The organism is Trinickia symbiotica (genome assembly GCF_003028655.1).
GTDB classification, from domain to species: domain Bacteria; phylum Pseudomonadota; class Gammaproteobacteria; order Burkholderiales; family Burkholderiaceae; genus Trinickia; species Trinickia symbiotica_A.
In genome coordinates, this window is sequence record NZ_PYUC01000004.1 from 419,636 (window position 1) to 435,516 (window position 15,881).

Sequence of the window (15,881 nt, forward strand, 5' to 3'; positions counted from 1 at the left end):
CAATTTCTTCAGTAGAATCGCGCGATCGCACTTGTCAGCACTACGATGGATACACGTCTTTCCGCGCGTGATCTGCGGACCCTTGCCTCCGGGCTTCAGCACAACCGGTTGCTCAAGCTGAAATTTCCGAAAGGCGACGCGCCCCACGATGTTTTGGTCGTCAATCGCTTGGAGGGAAATGAGTTCTTATCCCGCGATTTCAAATTTGCCGTCGAGATACTGTCCGATAGTGCGCAGCTCGACGTTAACGATTTCACGGGAAGATTGATTTCTGTCGAATTGTTACGCAATGACGGCAGCGTGCGGTATTTCAGCGGGTACATATTCGCGTTCCTGCGCGTCAAAACCGATGGCGGCATTGCGTTCTACGAGGCGCAAGTCGGGCCATGGCTGCGCTACCTGAAATACCGCAAGAACAACCGCGTGTTGCGCGACATGGGTTTGCGTGGTCAAACGGCCACCTTGTTCCAGGATTACGGCGCGCTGCCCGTCTGGGATTGGCGGGTGCGCGAGGCGGATCCGCCCATGACGATGGCGTGCCAGTTCGATGAAGACGATCACAACTACTTGCATCGGCGCTGGGAGCACGCGGGCCTGACGTACTGGTACGAGCATGCGGCCGACTCTCATCAACTCATCGTGGCGGACCCGACGCGAGTTGTGCCCGCGATCGATGGCGAGACGCCCGCCATCCAGTTTCAGAGCGAGGCGGGATCGCTCGAGGCGGACGGCATTGCGTCGTGGTCGCCGATTCAGCGGGTGACGTCCACGCATACGGCGCTGACGCGGGCCGACTTCAAGAACCCGGGGATCAACCCGGGCACGGTTTCGGGCGTAGCCGATGCGCAGATCGACGGCTGGAACGGCCGGGGGCCGAAGCTCGAGTGGTACGAGTACGCGGGGGCGTACGGCTATCGCGATTCGCGCGACGGTGCGCGACAGGCTGCGCGCCGGATTGACGCAATTGCCGCTGGCGCCCGGCAGTTCGCCGGCGCGGGTAACAGCCGCTTCCTCATGCCCGGCCGCTGGTTTCGGCTGATCGACCACTATGGCTCGTCACTGAACGGCGCGCGGCAAGACAGCGAGTTTCTGATTGTCTCGGTTCGCCACGTTGCGACGAACAACTACTTGCAGGGGACGGGCGCCGCCGCGACGTATCGCAACGAATTCACCTGCGTCAGCCGGAGCACGCCGTGGCGGCCACCGCGCGGCTATAGCAGCGTCGACACGAGGATTCTCGCGCCGCAGACGGCAACTGTCGTGGGCCCACCGGGCGAGAGCCTCTATACGGATGAACACGGGCGCTGCCTGGTGCGCTTTCAGTGGGATCGGGAAGGGACGAACACCACGTGGGTGCGCGTGTCGAGTGCGTGGGCCGGCGGTAGCCAAGGGATGGTTGCGCTGCCTCGCATTGGCTCGGAAGTCATCGTGCAATGGCTCGACGGCAATCCCGACCGTCCCGTGATCACGGGACGCGTGATGAACGCGAAGAACCTCGCTGCTTGGCAACTGCCGCAGCAGCGCGCGCTCACCGGTATCCGCAGCCGCGAGCTGAACGGCGATGCGGGTAATGCCGCATCGGGCCGCAGCAATCATTTGCTGTTCGACGACACGGTGAATGCAATTCAGACGCAGCTACGCAGCGATCATGCGGCCAGTCAGCTCTCGCTGGGCTGCATCACACGCATCGAGAACTGGTGGGGGCGCCAGGATGCGCGAGGTGAGGGCTTCGAGTTGCGTACTGATGCGGTTGGCGCGATCCGCTCGGGCAAGGGTATGCTCGTGAGCACCGAAGTACGGCCGCTCGGGAAGGCACATATCTCCGACGTGAGCGAGCCCGCATCTCGGCTCGCGAAGGCCGGCAAGCTGCAAGAACAGCTTGGCAAGCTTGCGCAACAGCATCAGGCACAAGACAGTGGGGCCGACCAGACGTGTGTCGCTGATGCGTTGCAGTCGCAGGTCAATGGGATCAAGGGCACTGGCGGCGTGACTAGCGACGGCTCGTTTCCCGAGCTCGACGAAGCGCATTTGCTGCTCGCGGGCGCTGCGGGGACGGCGATCACTACCCCGGCGACGGCGCATGTCACGGGTGGTCAGCACGTCGCCATCACTTCTGGCGAGAACGTCTCGCTTGCCACGGGCAAGTCGCTGCTTGCCAGCGTCTCGGAGAAGTTCTCAGTCTTCGCGCATCGAATGGGTATGAAGCTCATCGCCGCGAGCGGCAAGGTCCAGGTACAAGCGCAAAACGACGACCTCGAACTGTTGGCGAAGAAGGTCGTGTCGATCATCAGCACGACGGACTGGATCAACCTCACGGCGAAGCAGGGCATCCGCCTGCACGCGGGTAACAGCGAACTCGTGATCAGCGCGGACGGCATCAAGGGCTTCACGCCGGGCGAGCACATCGTGCATGCCGGCAATCACGGCACGATGGGGCCCCAGAGCATACCCGCGAGTTTCCCGGGCGCGGACCTCTGCTCCTCGCTGTCGAGCGGAGCGGCGCAGAGTGGCGCAGCGTCCGTTGCTCTTACGTAACTTCGGCACGGTCGTGTACATATGAGCAAACTCCCGCCGATGCAAGTTACACCCGAGCCGTCGCTACCGCTCACGCACGGCTTTTTGCTTATCGAACCGGCGACGATGAGCTATGAGCCCATCTTGCAGACGCTTGCTATGCATCCGTGCACGCCGCGTGCGCTGACGCATCGCGAAGAGCTGATGCCGCGGCTTGTCGATTTGACATCGCTCGAGCCTGATCAGCAGGAATGGGTGAGCGATATCTGGCGCGGTGAGGCCACAGCGCACCGGCCACCTGTGATCTGCGCGTGGCTCGACAGCGAAGGTGATGTCGACGAACTGGCCGGCCATATCGCACGCTACCTCGTCGGTCCAGGTGAAGACGGCAGGCCCGTCTTCTGGCGCTACTACGATCCGCGCGTATTGAGCCTGGCGCTCGCCGTCCTTGATCCAACACAGCGCACGGCGGTGCTTGGTCCAGTGACGGACTGGCAGTTTGCATGGGCGGGACATCACTGGCGGGTTAGCGGTCCCGGGACGCTCGCGGACGACATGGACGGGCATGTGCCGGCGTGGCCGAGGCCGGATCAGTGGCCGCGCATCAACTGCAGTGAGATTGCGGCGAGCGTGGTCGCGCGATTATCGGTGATGTCCGTGGAAGAAGCGGTGCGCCTGCCAGCGGAACTAGATCGCATTTTCTCCGAAGTGGCCCGGCGCGGCTGGCTGCGCAATGCAGACGCACTTATCGACTACGCATGGCATTGCCTGCGATACGGCCAAGCGCTCGAACAGCATCCCGCAGTGGTGGAGGTCTGGTCAGCACTTGTTAGAGGCGAGGTAGCCTGGCGCGACGTCAAGGCGCAGCTCACTCTCGACGATTTCCGAGCAGCGGGGACAACGGCCCGCGTCGCGTAAAACCTGAAGGAATAAAAAACTGTGTCTGCAAGCTGCTCCCTTTGTGATCGGAAATCGCTGTTGCTGTACCCCGTACGGTATGCAGTGGCATGTCCATGCGGTGCCGCAAAAGCGCCTGCATTATCGGGGAACTTCAAGATCGACAGTCGCGCTCCCGGGTCGGTCGCCACTGCCAAATACACATTACGTGCGCTGCGCGCAGGCTACCTCTACACGTACGACGAGAAGCGCGAGCGGTTGCGCGCCTACATGGTGCTTCCCAATGGGCTGATGTGGAGCTTTGTCCCGGGCATGCGGCCGCCTCCGGAAGATTTGGTGGCGCAAGCCGCCAACGGCTGCGTGTTCGCAGGCGATTTGAAGTTCATGTCGTTGGGCCGCTGCGTGGACGTCGAACATACGCCGGGCGTCGATGAAGCGACCAACCTGTGGATTGGCTGGTCGAATGTCGCGTGGACGAAGACGCTCGTCGAAAACGCGAGCAGCGCGGAGCGCGGCCCGCAGTGGCGCAAGCTGCATATGCAATGCATCGACATCAACTCGATGCTAAAGGGCGGCGCGGAGCATACGGGCGAATTTGAGGCTCACCGGCGCGATGTCGCGCACTTTTCGATGGACGATCGTGCTCTAAAGGAGGCGTTCGAGTTTAGCAACACGCCGACACGAGCGGAACGCCAGCAGCGCAATGTCGCCGACCAGATCGGCCAGGCGATGGCGCAAACGCCGAACAAGAAGGGCTTCATCGTTGCGGTTAGCGATCCGGTGGGACTAACCAACGACCTGGCAGAGCTCACGGTGCCGAGCGCGTACAACGGGTTGGATGAGCAAACATTTTGGAAGGCGACGAGCCTGCAACTGCTGAAGCGAGCCGAGGCAGGCATTCGCGCGCGTGCGCGCGAAACCACTGGGCTATCGTACGGTGTTTCCAAGATTATCGCGGACGCCAACGTTGCGAACGCCGCTGCGGGTGTCGGCGAGCCTGTGCCCGACATGCTGGGTTTTTTCAGGGTCATCGCGGGTGCGTTCAAGAGCGGTAGTATCGAGCAAGCGGCAAAGGACGACGAGAAGAAGATGAACCACATCGCCGCTACCCAAGATGCAGCAGCGGAAAAAGCGTGGCAAGACGCTTCGACGAAGATTGATGCGCAGGGCCGCCGGGTCAGTGTGCTCGACGAAAACTCAATCAAGGACTTCCCAATCGAATATCAGAAAAAGCTCGACGAGTTCCGGCCAACCTGGGAAGCACTCGTGCATGCACATGTGGCTTGGCTGAATTCGGATTTGCTGAAAGACTGGCTGACAGGTGTCACTGACCGCAAAGATATCCGTAGCGGCTACGCGTACAGTGAATCGGTGGCGCAGGCGATCGGCGCTGGCGCGGGCACCGACCCTTGCATGAAACTGTTGAACGACTGGCTGGCATTGCCGCGCCTATCGGATACTCGCAACTTGTTTGCGCGCGCATTACTGTTCAGCCAGGACGACCTGATGAAGGCCGCCGATGCGCAGATACACGGATCGGACGTTCAGTACGAAGCGTTTATGAACATCTACAAGGGGGCGATCAAAAGGTTCGAGGACTCTCACGGCGATGTCCCGCTGCGCGACCGGTTAATGCTGACCACGGCGAATGTCCTTGTATCGACGCTGGCGAACGGGGCACACGGCGCTGGCTGGAGTCTCTTGATCATCCGTCTGCATTTGCAGGCAGGCGTGACGATCAAGCCGTCGGCGGTTAGCAAGGCCCAGGTCCGCAACTGGATAATGGATGAGACGCGAGCGCACGGTATCGACCTCCAAGCAAGCCGTGGTGAACAGCGGCAAGCGGCCACACAAGTAGCCAAGCAAGCGCTGAAGACGGCGGGTGCGGACGCCGACATCGTGCTACTGCAACTCGATACCGATACGTTGCAGCGTACTGGCAAGATCGAAGAAGGTGCGATCAAGGGCGTCAAGGTGCCTGGGGTCGAGACGATGAAAAAGTGGTTTGGCTCCGCGGCATCGACGGACTTCAACCTTGGCGTCGCGACTGCGGTCATTCAGATGTTCACGCTTAGTTTTGCGACGAAGGACTGGCTGGGTAGCGATCAGTTCAGTAATGACGAGAACCGGAAGAAGTTCTTTGCGTGCGTTACTTCCATCTTCGGAAATGTCGTTGAGACGGCATTTTCGGCTGTGGAAGCGGCCAGCAAGCATCCGCACCCGCTTTCGTCGTTTATCCTCAGGCAGTGGGCAGGCGCAGAGCGATTTGCGCAGGTAGGAATTTACGGTGGGCGCGCAATTGGTGCCTTTGCAGGGGCAGCGCTCGCATGGACGGATTTGTTCAAGAATGCCCCAGAGGCGAAACAGGCTGGTGACAAGTGGTTAGAGCGGCTCTATTACGTAAACGGTGCGCTCGGCGCATATGTTGCGATCGTGTCTGTTACTGGCGTAGTTCCGGGATTCTGGCCGGTTTTCGTACTTTCAATTATTGTGAGCATCGGTATCGCCGAGTTGAAAGCATCACAAATGAAAGATTGGATCTCACGCTGCAAATTTAGCACGGTTGAGCATTACACTTCGCTTGATGCCGAACTGAAAGCATTCAACTCAGCCGCAGGAGATTAGCACGTGGACGAACGCTTAATGAAGAACTGTGTCGGCAAGCCAGTGCCTGAGTGGGACATTGCGCATCGCCTGCCGATTGATCGACCGGTAGGACCCGACATCCAGGAGACGGGAGCGACCTTCCGAATGAATTCGGTCTACATGGATGTGATCGATCCCTCTTTTCTTGAGAAGCAATGGTTTGTTGCGGCGGCGGCGATGGCGTTTTCGGCAATAGGCATAGGGCCATATATGTACGACCCGGGCGACGTCATAACGAACTGCATGGCGTTCATTATTGCTGCTTGGTTTGCGGGGCTAACATGGAAACTGGGTCGCGGCCTTTTTTTGGATTTGCGCCGACGCCCGATCCGCTTCCATCGCGGCGAACGCAAACTATACGCGATCCGCAAACGTCGCTTCTTTGCCAAGCCCGGCGAAGGCGATGTCGTGTGGGATGTGCCCTGGACCAAAGACTCCATCTTCTGCCTGCACCGGGAAATCACGACCTTCGGCAAGGTATTTCATATCCGGCACTACACGCTCGACGAGCGTGACCGCGTCGTGCGCGTATTCTCGATCGGTCGCGAATGGATGAGCGAGGCCGAGGTGAAGCTGCTGCTCGCGCAGTGGAATTACTGGTGCCACTACATGAATAACGGCCCGGCGGCCTTGCCCAAACCGATGTTGTTCCATACGGAAAAAGAGACCCCGCGCGAATCATTTCTCTTCTCGCTGTACGGCGTCGGCCTACGGGCGCCGGTCCTGTACCGCATCATCATGATGCCGTTGATCCTAGTGTTCACGGTGATGCGCATCATCGCGAACGCGACCTGCCGCGATCCGATCTGGCCGGACGCAATTGAACGTATTAGCACCATCGAGCGTGATGATCCCTACGCGGAACCGTGCGAAGGCACACCGGTGGGGTGGGGGCAAACAGTGCTCGCCCAGCGCCGTGGCGAATATCCGGATGATCCGAAGGGCAAGGTCGACAACTGGCAAGGGGAGCCAGACGGCGCTGCCAATGCCGACTTATGGCTGCTAGATCGACCGCCGAGAGGTTTCGCTGAAGCGTGAGCGCAGTAGCTTATCGGGCTTCTTGTGCAGCTAGCTGGATATATGGATGAATCCACGATCCCGCGTCAGGTGGGCGAACCCATCCCGGAGTGGGCTCTGCCAAGCCGCCTGTCTATCGATAGGTCGCTGGATATCGATAGGCCGCTGGATATCGATAGCCCGCTGGGGCCTGACCTACGGGACGGTGGCACGAACTTTTCGATGTACACGTTCGGCTTTACGGCAAGCGGCGCGCGAAGCTCTGGGTGATGGACGATCCGCCGAAGGACCTTGTCGGCAAGTGAATGGAATCGATCGATGAAAGACGAAAACGGCCGCGGCGTAGTCCGCCTTCATGACAAGACAACGCACGGCGGTGAAGTGATCACGGCGTGCGACGACATCAAGGCATTGGGTATCCCCGTGGCGCTGCAGGATGACCTGACGTGGTGCCCGAAGTGTCAGGGCAACTTCAGAATTCTGCCGGAGAACAGCAAACGGACTCACGATGGACGAGCCGTTGCTTATGATAACGATCCCACCGAATGTGGTGCGCGACTGATTTCGTCGTTGCAGTCAGGCGTGTAAGCGAAACCCGTGGCGCTTGAAACCGCCGGCCTCCAAGGAATATGAGAATGATGCGTTTCGCCATGGCGCTTTGCGCCAGTCTGCTCATCCCGGTCTGTTATGCGAAAGAGCCTTTAATGAGCGAAACCAAGACCTACTGCATCGGCCGGTATCTCGTTGATGTGCCTGCTGATGCGCAAATTAATGGACAATCCTACGAATATCGGTTCGGTCGGATTGAAACGGATCAATCCGCGGAAACGGCGCAGGGTTTCCAGGAGAAGATGGAGGCCCGAGAGGCTGAGCTCAGGGCGGGCAAGCAAAAGGACGGCTTTCAACTCACAAACGTCCGGCGCCCATCGTCCTCGATCTGGGTTTTTGACCTCTATCAGAAACTGCTCCTTGGCCCGTCTTCTGGGTTTGAGACCCATGTTTGGGAGCATGGGACGAGCTTCTCAATGGAAGAGACAGGATACGAACCAGCGACTCTTGGGCATGTACTTGCCGAACTGCAAACGAACCTGTTGCCCAACGTTCACGCTCGCCCCTCGGACAGCATTCCGACGGCACCCGGCTTCTGCCTGAAAGATGGTTTCGTTGCAAACGACGGCACGACCTCGCAATTCGAGGACGCAGCAATCAGTTTCAAGTTTGCTCAATGGCCCGGGGTCCTGGTGTCCGTCGAAACGATGACGCTCACCAAACTCGGGCAACCTTCCTTGCTCCAGCGCATCGATGGCGGCGGCCTGCCAGCGGCTTTCAAGAACCTAGTGAGCCAAATTAGGATATTGCGGCGCGGACAACGCACGGTTAATGGCCGCGCGGGCGAAGAAATTCTGTCGACCCTTCCAACGGACGCTGGCTATCGCTTGCATCAATTTCAGTGGGAGGCCGATGGTACTGAAATCGGCAACGGGCTCAAGCCCACCATTACGGTCGAGCTGGAAAGCGGAATGACGCAAGAGAACGGCGTTCCGACGCGCCCGCTGCTTACGGATGAGCAAGCTATTGCGCTCTTCGATGCTGTAGCCAACTCTGTTCGGTTGAGGCCGGTGAGTACCTCGGCGACTGTCGCCGAGCTTCCCCGGTGCGAGGGGTGAAATGTCCGTTGCCAAAACGTTGATGGTGCTGTGCGCCAGTTTCATTACCCTGACTTGCCACGCGAAAGAGCCTTATATGAGCGACACGAAAACCTATTGCATCGGCCGATATCTGGTTGACGTTCCGGCTGACGCAGAAATCAACGGGCAGTCGTACGACTACAAGTACGGGCGTATAGAATCATCTGCAGTAGTGGACGAAGTCGGGTTTCAACGACAGATGGCACATCGAGAAGAAGAACTGCGGGCGGGTAAACAGAAGGATGGCTATAAGCTGAAAGGCGTGTTACGTGCTGCACCCACGACGTGGATCTTCGAGCTTCAGCAACAGCTCCTGATGGGGCCTTCGGTGGGCTTCGAGGCTCACAAATGGATTGACGGTCAGGCGTTTGAGCTTGCCCAAGAGGACACGCTTGACGAGAGGTATGAGCAGATAATTACTATCGTAAAAACGGACGTGTTTCCAAGCCTTCGCGCACGTCACGCACAGGAGATTCCCACCGAACCCGGCTACTGCCTGAAAGCCGGTTTTATCGCCAACGATGGCAGGACATCGCAGTTCGAGGATGCGGCGATCAGTTTCAAGTTTGCTCAATGGCCTGGAGTCCTCGTGTCCATCGAAACGATGACCGTCACCAAACTCGGTCAGCCTTCCTTGCTCCAGCGTGTCGATAGCGGTGAGGCGCCGGACGCCTTCAGGAATCTGGTGAGTCAGATTCGGCTATTGCGGCGCGGACCGCGCACGATCAACGGGCGCGCGGGCGAAGAGATTTTGTCGACCCTTCCTACGGACGGTGGCTATCGCCTGCATCAGTTCCGATGGGAGGCCGATGGTACGGAAGTTAGCAACGGGCTCAAGCCCACCATTACGGTCGAGCTGGAAAGCGGAATGACGCAAGAGAACGGCGTTCCGACGCGCCCGCTGCTTACCGATGAGCAAGCGATTGCGCTCTTCGACGCCGTAGCCAACTCCGTTCGGTTGAGATCAGTGACTGCCGCGAAGGCCCCCGAAATTCAGGACTCGCCCGTCAAGCACTAAATCATCGACGGATGCCCAACGGAATACGGGTTATGCACCGCATCGCCTTCGAGCACGGCGAGCAGCTGCTGCGTATGCGCATCGACAGTAAACCGCGTCCGAAACGTCGCCTCGGCTCTCGCACGCATCTTCGCGCGCTCGGCTTCATCGAGCGCGAACCAGCGCCGCAAATTGCGCGTAGCGCCCTCCGCGGTATCAGGCGCAACCAACCCAGCACCATCGGCGGCCACCTCACGCCAGATATTGACCTTATCCGAGATCAACACAGGCAGACCGCAAGCAAGCGCCTCCACGACGGCAATCCCGAAGTTCTCCTGATGCGACGGCAGCGCAAACGCGTCGCTTGCCCGGAAAGCTCCCCACTTGAGATCGCCTTCGAGCATCCCCGTCCACGTGACCCGTTCATCGACACCTTCGCGCGCCGCGACAGCGCGCAACTCCGCCATGACCTGATCCTCGCCCGGACCGGCAAAAACCAGATGCGCCTCAGGCACGTCGCGCGCGATCGCGGCAAACGCCTGAACCAGCAGATCGCAGCCCTTCTTCGGATGAATGCGCCCGAGGAACAGCAGAATGCGCTTGCCCACCAGCTCCGGATACGCCGCGCGAAACGCTTCAAGATGCCGCGCCATATCGGCAGGGGGTTTCCCTGTGCCATACGAGACCACCTGCTCGCGTGCGCGGTAGAGCCAGAACGACCGCCGCGCGAGAACACGCTCTTCCTCAGTCGTGAATAGAACGGCCTGCGCGTCGCGCAGCACTCGGTATTCGGCCCACGGCCAATAAAGCCACTTCTTCAGATGCTTGAGCGGATACGTGCGCTTGAACCACGGATCGAGCATGCCGTGCGGAAACACGTAATAACGCACACCGAGCCCGCGCAACGCCTGCCACGCGGAAAAGCTGTGATATTGCCAAAGGCCGTTCACGATGACGGCATCGAAGCGCGGTCCGTGCTCGCGCAACCATGGCACCACATGCGGCGTGCGCCCATACTTTCCTTGCCCAGGGCCCAGCGCCGCAACGGGCAGCGGGAAATCCGCGCGAAACGCGGCGAGAAATGGCGCATCGGGCGCATCGAGCGAAGCAGTCTCGACGCGATGTCCAAGCGCCGCGAGCGCTAGCGCGCTTTGCCGTACGCCCTCGGCGGGGCCGCCCGCTCGCGGGTCCAGCGTGGCTGTCAGGTGCAGAATTCTCATTTCAGTACGCGTGGGTAGCCCCGAGCGTGCTGAGCGCCCCGTCGAGGGCAGTAAACGCAGGGAGCGTAGAGGTAGTTTTCAATCGGCTCAACTCGGCTCAGCTCGGCTCAGTACGCTCGTCGTCATCGGCGACCGCATCCGCGGGCGGACGCGCGGCGCCAGGCGCCGGCGCAGGACGCATGCGCGGCGGCGCAACGAGGCGCGGCTCGAGCCGCGGCGCATAGTCGCCGGGCATCGACGGACCGACTCCACCCGGGCCATCGTCGCTGCCGCCGCCGATCGGCTGCGGCGGTACCGGCGCGGGGCGCATCCGCACGCCGAGTCGCCGAAGCTGAACGTGCATGGCGACCATCAGCCCAAGCGAGAGGCCGAAGATAAGACCGGAGAAGCGCGGACCGAGCGGATTGCCGCCGATCGATGTCGCCGGCAACGCGGCCGTGAGCAGGATCGCGCGACCGAGCACGGGCAGATAGGGCGCATTGGGGACGGCCGCGCGCCATCGCCGGTAAGTGATCAACGCGCGCATCAGCGAATAAAGAATGGCGACCGGCATCGCGATTCCAAACAACAGCCCGCCCGCGAAGAACTGATAGACCCAGAAGTTGTGCCCCGCCGCCCAGTCATGCTGCGCGTAGAAGTCCGTCTTGCTCATCTGGCCTCTGAGGTCCGGCAGGTAGGCGGGCGAATAGCGATAGTCGTGCCCATACCCCTCGCCGATCAGCTTCGATAGCGTCGTCGACGTCACCTCGTCGTACTGGAACTTCATCTCGGCGAGACGGGTGATCGTCGTCGGGTCTTTGCCCGTCGTCGTGTCCTTCTCGGCATAGAAAAGGCGCTCCGTCCAGTGCTGGGCGACGTTCGGGAAGAACGACATCGCGCCGATTGCCATGGCCCCGAGCAGGATCGATGCAAAGGTGGCACGCAACATCGCGCGCACGACATATTGGATCGAGGGCGCGCTCATCCAGATGGCGAGCACGAACAGCAGCGCCGTACCGACGAGCAAGCTGCGCGTCACGCTCAAGAGCTCGATGACGACGGTCATCATGAAAATGCCGAGCGTCAACACGGTGAACCGCTTGGCGATGACGAACTCGTGCAGCAGCACGCCTTGCAATCCGAGAAACGTGGCGGACACGATCCGATAACGCACATCGGCGAGCGGGCCGCCCGTCGCAATGCCATAGACGAACGTGAAGGCGAGGCTGATGACGTTGGCCCAGAAGATCGCTTTTTCGAATTGCTCGATGCGCGCTTCCTGCCACGGCCGGCAGGCGACGATGAAGCCGAGCTGGAACAGCACGAACGGCAGCAACACGCGCAGGTATTGGCCGAAGTCGTTCCCTTTCACGAGTTGCGTGATGATGCTTGCCGGCACGGCAAGCACGAGCGAAAAAGAAACGAACGCCCGCAGGCGCGAGTGCTCGGCGAAACGGGGCGCGATGAGCATGAGCATCGCACCCGCAAACAGTGTCGGGACGGCGAGCAGGATCTGCGCGAGATGGCTCGATGCGTCGCTGACGGCTTTGTAATCCATCGCGAGCGGGCAGATGAAGAGCCAAATCCACAGACTGGCGTACAAGTTGTTGCGCGTTGCACGATTACCGGCAAGCGTCGGGTGATAAGGCACGGCTGCCATCGGATCGGTTCCCTTTCGTTGCATGGGCGAGACGGTCCGTGGTGGGTTTCCTCGGAGCTGCAAGGACCGGTTTTTCCAGCCGACTATAGCGCCCCACACCACCCGTCATTCGCCTGATGGCGGCTCCGCACTATCGTTCGGCGGACTCGGACAGACAGAATGCTGCGCCGCGGCACGCTCGCCCTCTTAGGGTCACGCAATTAACGAGCAAGGTTGTTGCGTTGTCGGCGTTCGCAGCGAAATTGGCGGACGCACGCGGGCGGCGCATCGGAAGATCGCAGCAACGACGAGGCGTGCTTCACGCGTGCCGCCCGCGGGCGGTGAGCGGCATCGCAATGAGCACCGGAGACGCTGTCTCTACTCGCTTGCTCACAGACCCTGGGCATTTGCTCGTAACAAGAAGGGGCCAGATACCATGAATAATCTGTTCGGGGGAGCCAAGACGATCGTGCGAAATCGGACGATCGAACTGGACTTCCTACGCGGCATCGCAATCATCGCGGTAATGGGGTATCACTTCCATTACGTCGATACCGGCATTCGGCTTGTCCCGATCATCGAATATCCGTTCACGCATTTCGGTCGTGAGGGCGTCAACCTGTTCTTCACGTTGAGCGGCTTTCTCGTCGGCGGGCTGCTGTTGCGCCAGTATGCCGATACGGGCAGGATCGACGCCTGGACTTTCATCGTCCGCCGGATCTTCAAGATCTGGCCCGCCTACTACGTCCTGATCGCGTTTCACGTCATCGCGCACCACCATCCGACGAGCACGTTTCTCTGGCAAAACTCCCTGCATCTGCAGAACTATCTCGGCACGTCGATCAAGCAGACCTGGAGCCTTTCGGTCGAAGAGCATTTCTATCTGTTGCTGCCGGCCCTGCTGTTCCTGTTCGCACGCTGGCGTCTGCGCGCGAACGCGATCCTGGGGGTGCTCGGCTTCATCTGCGTGCTGGTGCTCATCGCGCGCTCGATCGAGGTGGCCGGCGGCGGGATCGACCAGGCGTTCTTCTATACGCAGTACCGCATCGACAGCCTGCTCGCCGGCGTGATGCTCGCGGCGGTCTATTGGATGAAGCCCGATCTCTATCGGAAGCTCGCGAGCCGCAAGGGCTGGCTGCTTGCGATCGTCACTTTCCTCATGGGATGGCTCGCCTTCGCAACGAAGCACATTCCGCTCGACGAGAGTATCGGCTATACGATTCAGGCGTTCGGCTATGTCGCGCTCATCGTCCTGATGCTCGAGCATTCGGGCACGCTCGCGCGCAACTGGCTTTTCCGCGCGGTGGCGTGGGTGGGCGTCTACTCGTACGGCATCTATCTGTGGCACTCCATCGCCTTCACGCCAGCCGACATCCTGATTGCGAAGGCGACAGCGCTGGGCTTGCCGAAGCTCGTCATCTGGGCCGCCGCGCTGACCCTGCAGACGACGATCGCGATCGGGACGGGTTGGGCGACGACGCGTCTCATCGAGTTCCCGTTCCTCAAGATTCGCAACGCGCTGTTCCCGGCGCCTCGCGCACTCGTGGGCAACGATGGTGTGACGACGGCGCCTGTGCCGATCGTGCCGAAACCCGCGGAAGACGAAGCGACTGCTTCGGGGGCTGCCGGCGAGAACGCACGTCCTCCTATCGTCGGTGGGCAGACGCTGTGAACGAGTTGTGAATGAAGAAGCGGTCGTTGAGGAAGAGATAGCCCCTGCGCTCAGCCACGGCCAAGCGAGCGGCGGGGCCCTAACGCAACTTGCGGCCGCCGCCGTGCTGGCGTCTTTATTCCATTGCTTCCCGCAGCGTTCGCTTGAACTGCTCTAGCGTATTGCGTTCGAGCAATTGCTCGTGCGACGGGCCACCGATTGCGGTACTTGCGGCGATAGCGGCAGTCGCGGCGCTCGACTGATCGGCGGAGCGCTTGTCGTCGAATACGGTCTCGACGGCGTTGACGATCGCCTCGGGTGAAAGATCGTCGATCACGGGGCCCATTTCGCCGCTGCGGCAAAACCAGCCGATGAGCCCATCCGCCGTTGCAATGACGGGTTTTTTGAATCGATACGCCTGCACGAGCACGCCGCTCATTCCGTAATGACCTTTGTATCCGAGCCAGACCGCATCGCACGCGGAAAACAGATCGAGCTCCATCTCGTTGGTCACGAAGAGATCGAGCAGCACGGGTGCCGGCTTGAGGCGCTGCGCATGAAACGCGAGGAATTCGCGCGTCGCGTCGTCCTGCTCGCCGGCAACGACGAGCGTCGGGGCTCGCGAGGCGCGCTGTTCGTCCCGACTCATCTGCTCGAGCGCCGTGACGAGCTCGCGGATGCCTTTGCGCTCGGTGATCGATCCGTAGACGAGCAGATGCGGGCCGCTCGACAGTCTGAGCCGCTCGCGCGCACGCGCGGGATCGTCCGCGCGTGCGTCGGGAAACGGATCGGCGAGATACCGGATCGAGGCGCCGCGCGAGCCGAGCGCGCGCGCGCTCCATTCCGGCAGCGTCGGGTCGATCGACAGCAGCGCGCGAATGCCCGGCGCGCGCATGGCCCGGCGAAAGAGGAGCGACTTGACGGTATTGGCCACCTTTTGGTCGGGCGCCTTCACGCCGACTTTCCTATGGTGGAACGTGGCGCGCATCGTAATGCCGATCCACGGTGTTTCGCCGAACGGAGAGCCGAGGAACGGCAGTGCATAAAGAAAGTAGTCGACGTACGGCACGACGACGAGCGCCACCGGTTGAAAGTCGCTCAGAAGCCCGTATGCATAGCGGAAGTAGCGGTGATAGCGAACATACTGAATGCGCTCGAGCCGCGACAGCGCGTTGCGCCACGGCTCGGGGGGATCGACGAAGGCGATCTCGAGATCGTTGCGGCCAGCCGCCACGATCTTGCGCGCGAGCCGATGATCCTCGTTGCGCGATTCCGTGACGATGAGGCAGCGATAGCCGGCTTCCGTGTAGGCTTCGGCGGCCCACTGCGCATAGCGCCACCGGTGTCCGGTGAAGTTGGGCTCGATGATGAGCACGCTTTCCCGCATGGGTTTGGCCTGCGCCGGTGGCTGCAACGTCTTGGGGACTGCCTCGGGAATGGCATGTGCTGCTGGGGAGGAGATTGCATTGGTCATCGCGTATTCGATTGTCGCGCGCTGGCGCGTCTCGTAGTACCGATGGCGAAACACTAGCACCGGCGCAAAGCTGAGGGACGCCAATTTGCTGGTGCGTTGGCGGAAAACGACAGGGGATGCGCGAAGGCTGGCGTGGGATGCCTATTTGATGGCGCTTCT

The 15,881-nt window shown here is 60.8% G+C and carries 11 protein-coding genes; 8 read left to right on the top strand and 3 right to left on the bottom strand.

Annotation, left to right across the window (positions count from 1 at the left end; all coding sequences use genetic code 11):
* Nucleotides 1–45: 45 nt before the first annotated feature.
* From C9I57_RS10295 to C9I57_RS10330, 7 genes are all read left to right on the top strand, one after another.
* Entirely contained in the window at nucleotides 46–2,535 is a 2,490-nt protein-coding gene (locus C9I57_RS10295; RefSeq protein ID WP_107150507.1) for a type VI secretion system Vgr family protein, read from the top strand.
* Between the two features lie 39 nt (nucleotides 2,536–2,574).
* Nucleotides 2,575–3,432 carry a DUF4123 domain-containing protein gene (locus C9I57_RS10300; protein ID WP_258187577.1) on the top strand — a complete coding sequence of 286 codons (858 nt, stop codon included), beginning with the start codon at nucleotides 2,575–2,577 and terminating at the stop codon, nucleotides 3,430–3,432.
* Nucleotides 3,433–3,453: 21 nt separating this feature from the next.
* A complete protein-coding gene (locus tag C9I57_RS10305; RefSeq protein WP_107150509.1) occupies nucleotides 3,454–6,036 on the top strand; it encodes a T6SS effector BTH_I2691 family protein in 2,583 nt (860 codons plus the stop codon).
* Nucleotides 6,037–6,039: 3 nt separating this feature from the next.
* Complete coding sequence (locus C9I57_RS10310) at nucleotides 6,040–7,095, top strand: DUF6708 domain-containing protein (RefSeq protein ID WP_181321790.1); 1,056 nt, start codon at nucleotides 6,040–6,042, stop codon at nucleotides 7,093–7,095.
* 297 nt (nucleotides 7,096–7,392) lie between these two features.
* A complete protein-coding gene (locus tag C9I57_RS10320; protein WP_107150511.1) occupies nucleotides 7,393–7,662 on the top strand; it encodes a PAAR domain-containing protein in 270 nt (89 codons plus the stop codon).
* 47 nt (nucleotides 7,663–7,709) lie between these two features.
* Nucleotides 7,710–8,741 carry a T6SS immunity protein Tli4 family protein gene (locus tag C9I57_RS10325; RefSeq protein ID WP_258187579.1) on the top strand — a complete coding sequence of 344 codons (1,032 nt, stop codon included), beginning with the start codon at nucleotides 7,710–7,712 and terminating at the stop codon, nucleotides 8,739–8,741.
* A gap of 1 nt (nucleotide 8,742) precedes the next feature.
* A complete protein-coding gene (locus tag C9I57_RS10330; RefSeq protein ID WP_107150513.1) occupies nucleotides 8,743–9,780 on the top strand; it encodes a T6SS immunity protein Tli4 family protein in 1,038 nt (345 codons plus the stop codon).
* On the opposite strand, the gene C9I57_RS10335 is transcribed toward C9I57_RS10330, so the two are convergent.
* Both C9I57_RS10335 and C9I57_RS10340 read right to left on the bottom strand, forming a co-directional pair.
* On the bottom strand, nucleotides 9,777–10,979 hold the full coding sequence (locus tag C9I57_RS10335) for a glycosyltransferase (RefSeq protein WP_107150514.1): 1,203 nt from the start codon (nucleotides 10,977–10,979) through the stop codon (nucleotides 9,777–9,779). The genes C9I57_RS10330 and C9I57_RS10335 overlap by 4 nt on opposite strands.
* Before the next feature lie 97 nt (nucleotides 10,980–11,076).
* On the bottom strand, nucleotides 11,077–12,618 hold the full coding sequence (locus C9I57_RS10340; RefSeq protein WP_107150515.1) for a hypothetical protein: 1,542 nt from the start codon (nucleotides 12,616–12,618) through the stop codon (nucleotides 11,077–11,079).
* Nucleotides 12,619–13,033: 415 nt separating this feature from the next.
* Between C9I57_RS10340 and C9I57_RS10345 the strand changes: the two genes are divergently transcribed.
* Complete coding sequence (locus C9I57_RS10345) at nucleotides 13,034–14,269, top strand: acyltransferase family protein (RefSeq protein WP_107150516.1); 1,236 nt, start codon at nucleotides 13,034–13,036, stop codon at nucleotides 14,267–14,269.
* Between the two features lie 115 nt (nucleotides 14,270–14,384).
* Here the strand turns inward: C9I57_RS10345 and C9I57_RS10350 are convergent, their stop codons facing one another.
* The gene (locus C9I57_RS10350; RefSeq protein ID WP_181321797.1) at nucleotides 14,385–15,635 is read right to left on the bottom strand and encodes a glycosyltransferase; all 1,251 of its coding nucleotides are present in this window, start codon (nucleotides 15,633–15,635) and stop codon (nucleotides 14,385–14,387) included.
* Nucleotides 15,636–15,881 lie beyond the last annotated feature (246 nt).

Coding starts and splice junctions, on each gene's coding strand:
- C9I57_RS10345 (WP_107150516.1), top strand. CDS start 13,034: ATGAATAATCTGTTCGGGGGAGCCAAGACGATCGTGCGAAATCGGACG.
- C9I57_RS10320 (WP_107150511.1), top strand. CDS start 7,393: ATGAAAGACGAAAACGGCCGCGGCGTAGTCCGCCTTCATGACAAGACA.
- C9I57_RS10295 (WP_107150507.1), top strand. CDS start 46: ATGGATACACGTCTTTCCGCGCGTGATCTGCGGACCCTTGCCTCCGGG.
- C9I57_RS10340 (WP_107150515.1), bottom strand. CDS start 12,618: ATGGCAGCCGTGCCTTATCACCCGACGCTTGCCGGTAATCGTGCAACG.
- C9I57_RS10330 (WP_107150513.1), top strand. CDS start 8,743: ATGTCCGTTGCCAAAACGTTGATGGTGCTGTGCGCCAGTTTCATTACC.
- C9I57_RS10300 (WP_258187577.1), top strand. CDS start 2,575: ATGCAAGTTACACCCGAGCCGTCGCTACCGCTCACGCACGGCTTTTTG.
- C9I57_RS10350 (WP_181321797.1), bottom strand. CDS start 15,635: ATGCGGGAAAGCGTGCTCATCATCGAGCCCAACTTCACCGGACACCGG.
- C9I57_RS10325 (WP_258187579.1), top strand. CDS start 7,710: ATGATGCGTTTCGCCATGGCGCTTTGCGCCAGTCTGCTCATCCCGGTC.
- C9I57_RS10335 (WP_107150514.1), bottom strand. CDS start 10,979: ATGAGAATTCTGCACCTGACAGCCACGCTGGACCCGCGAGCGGGCGGC.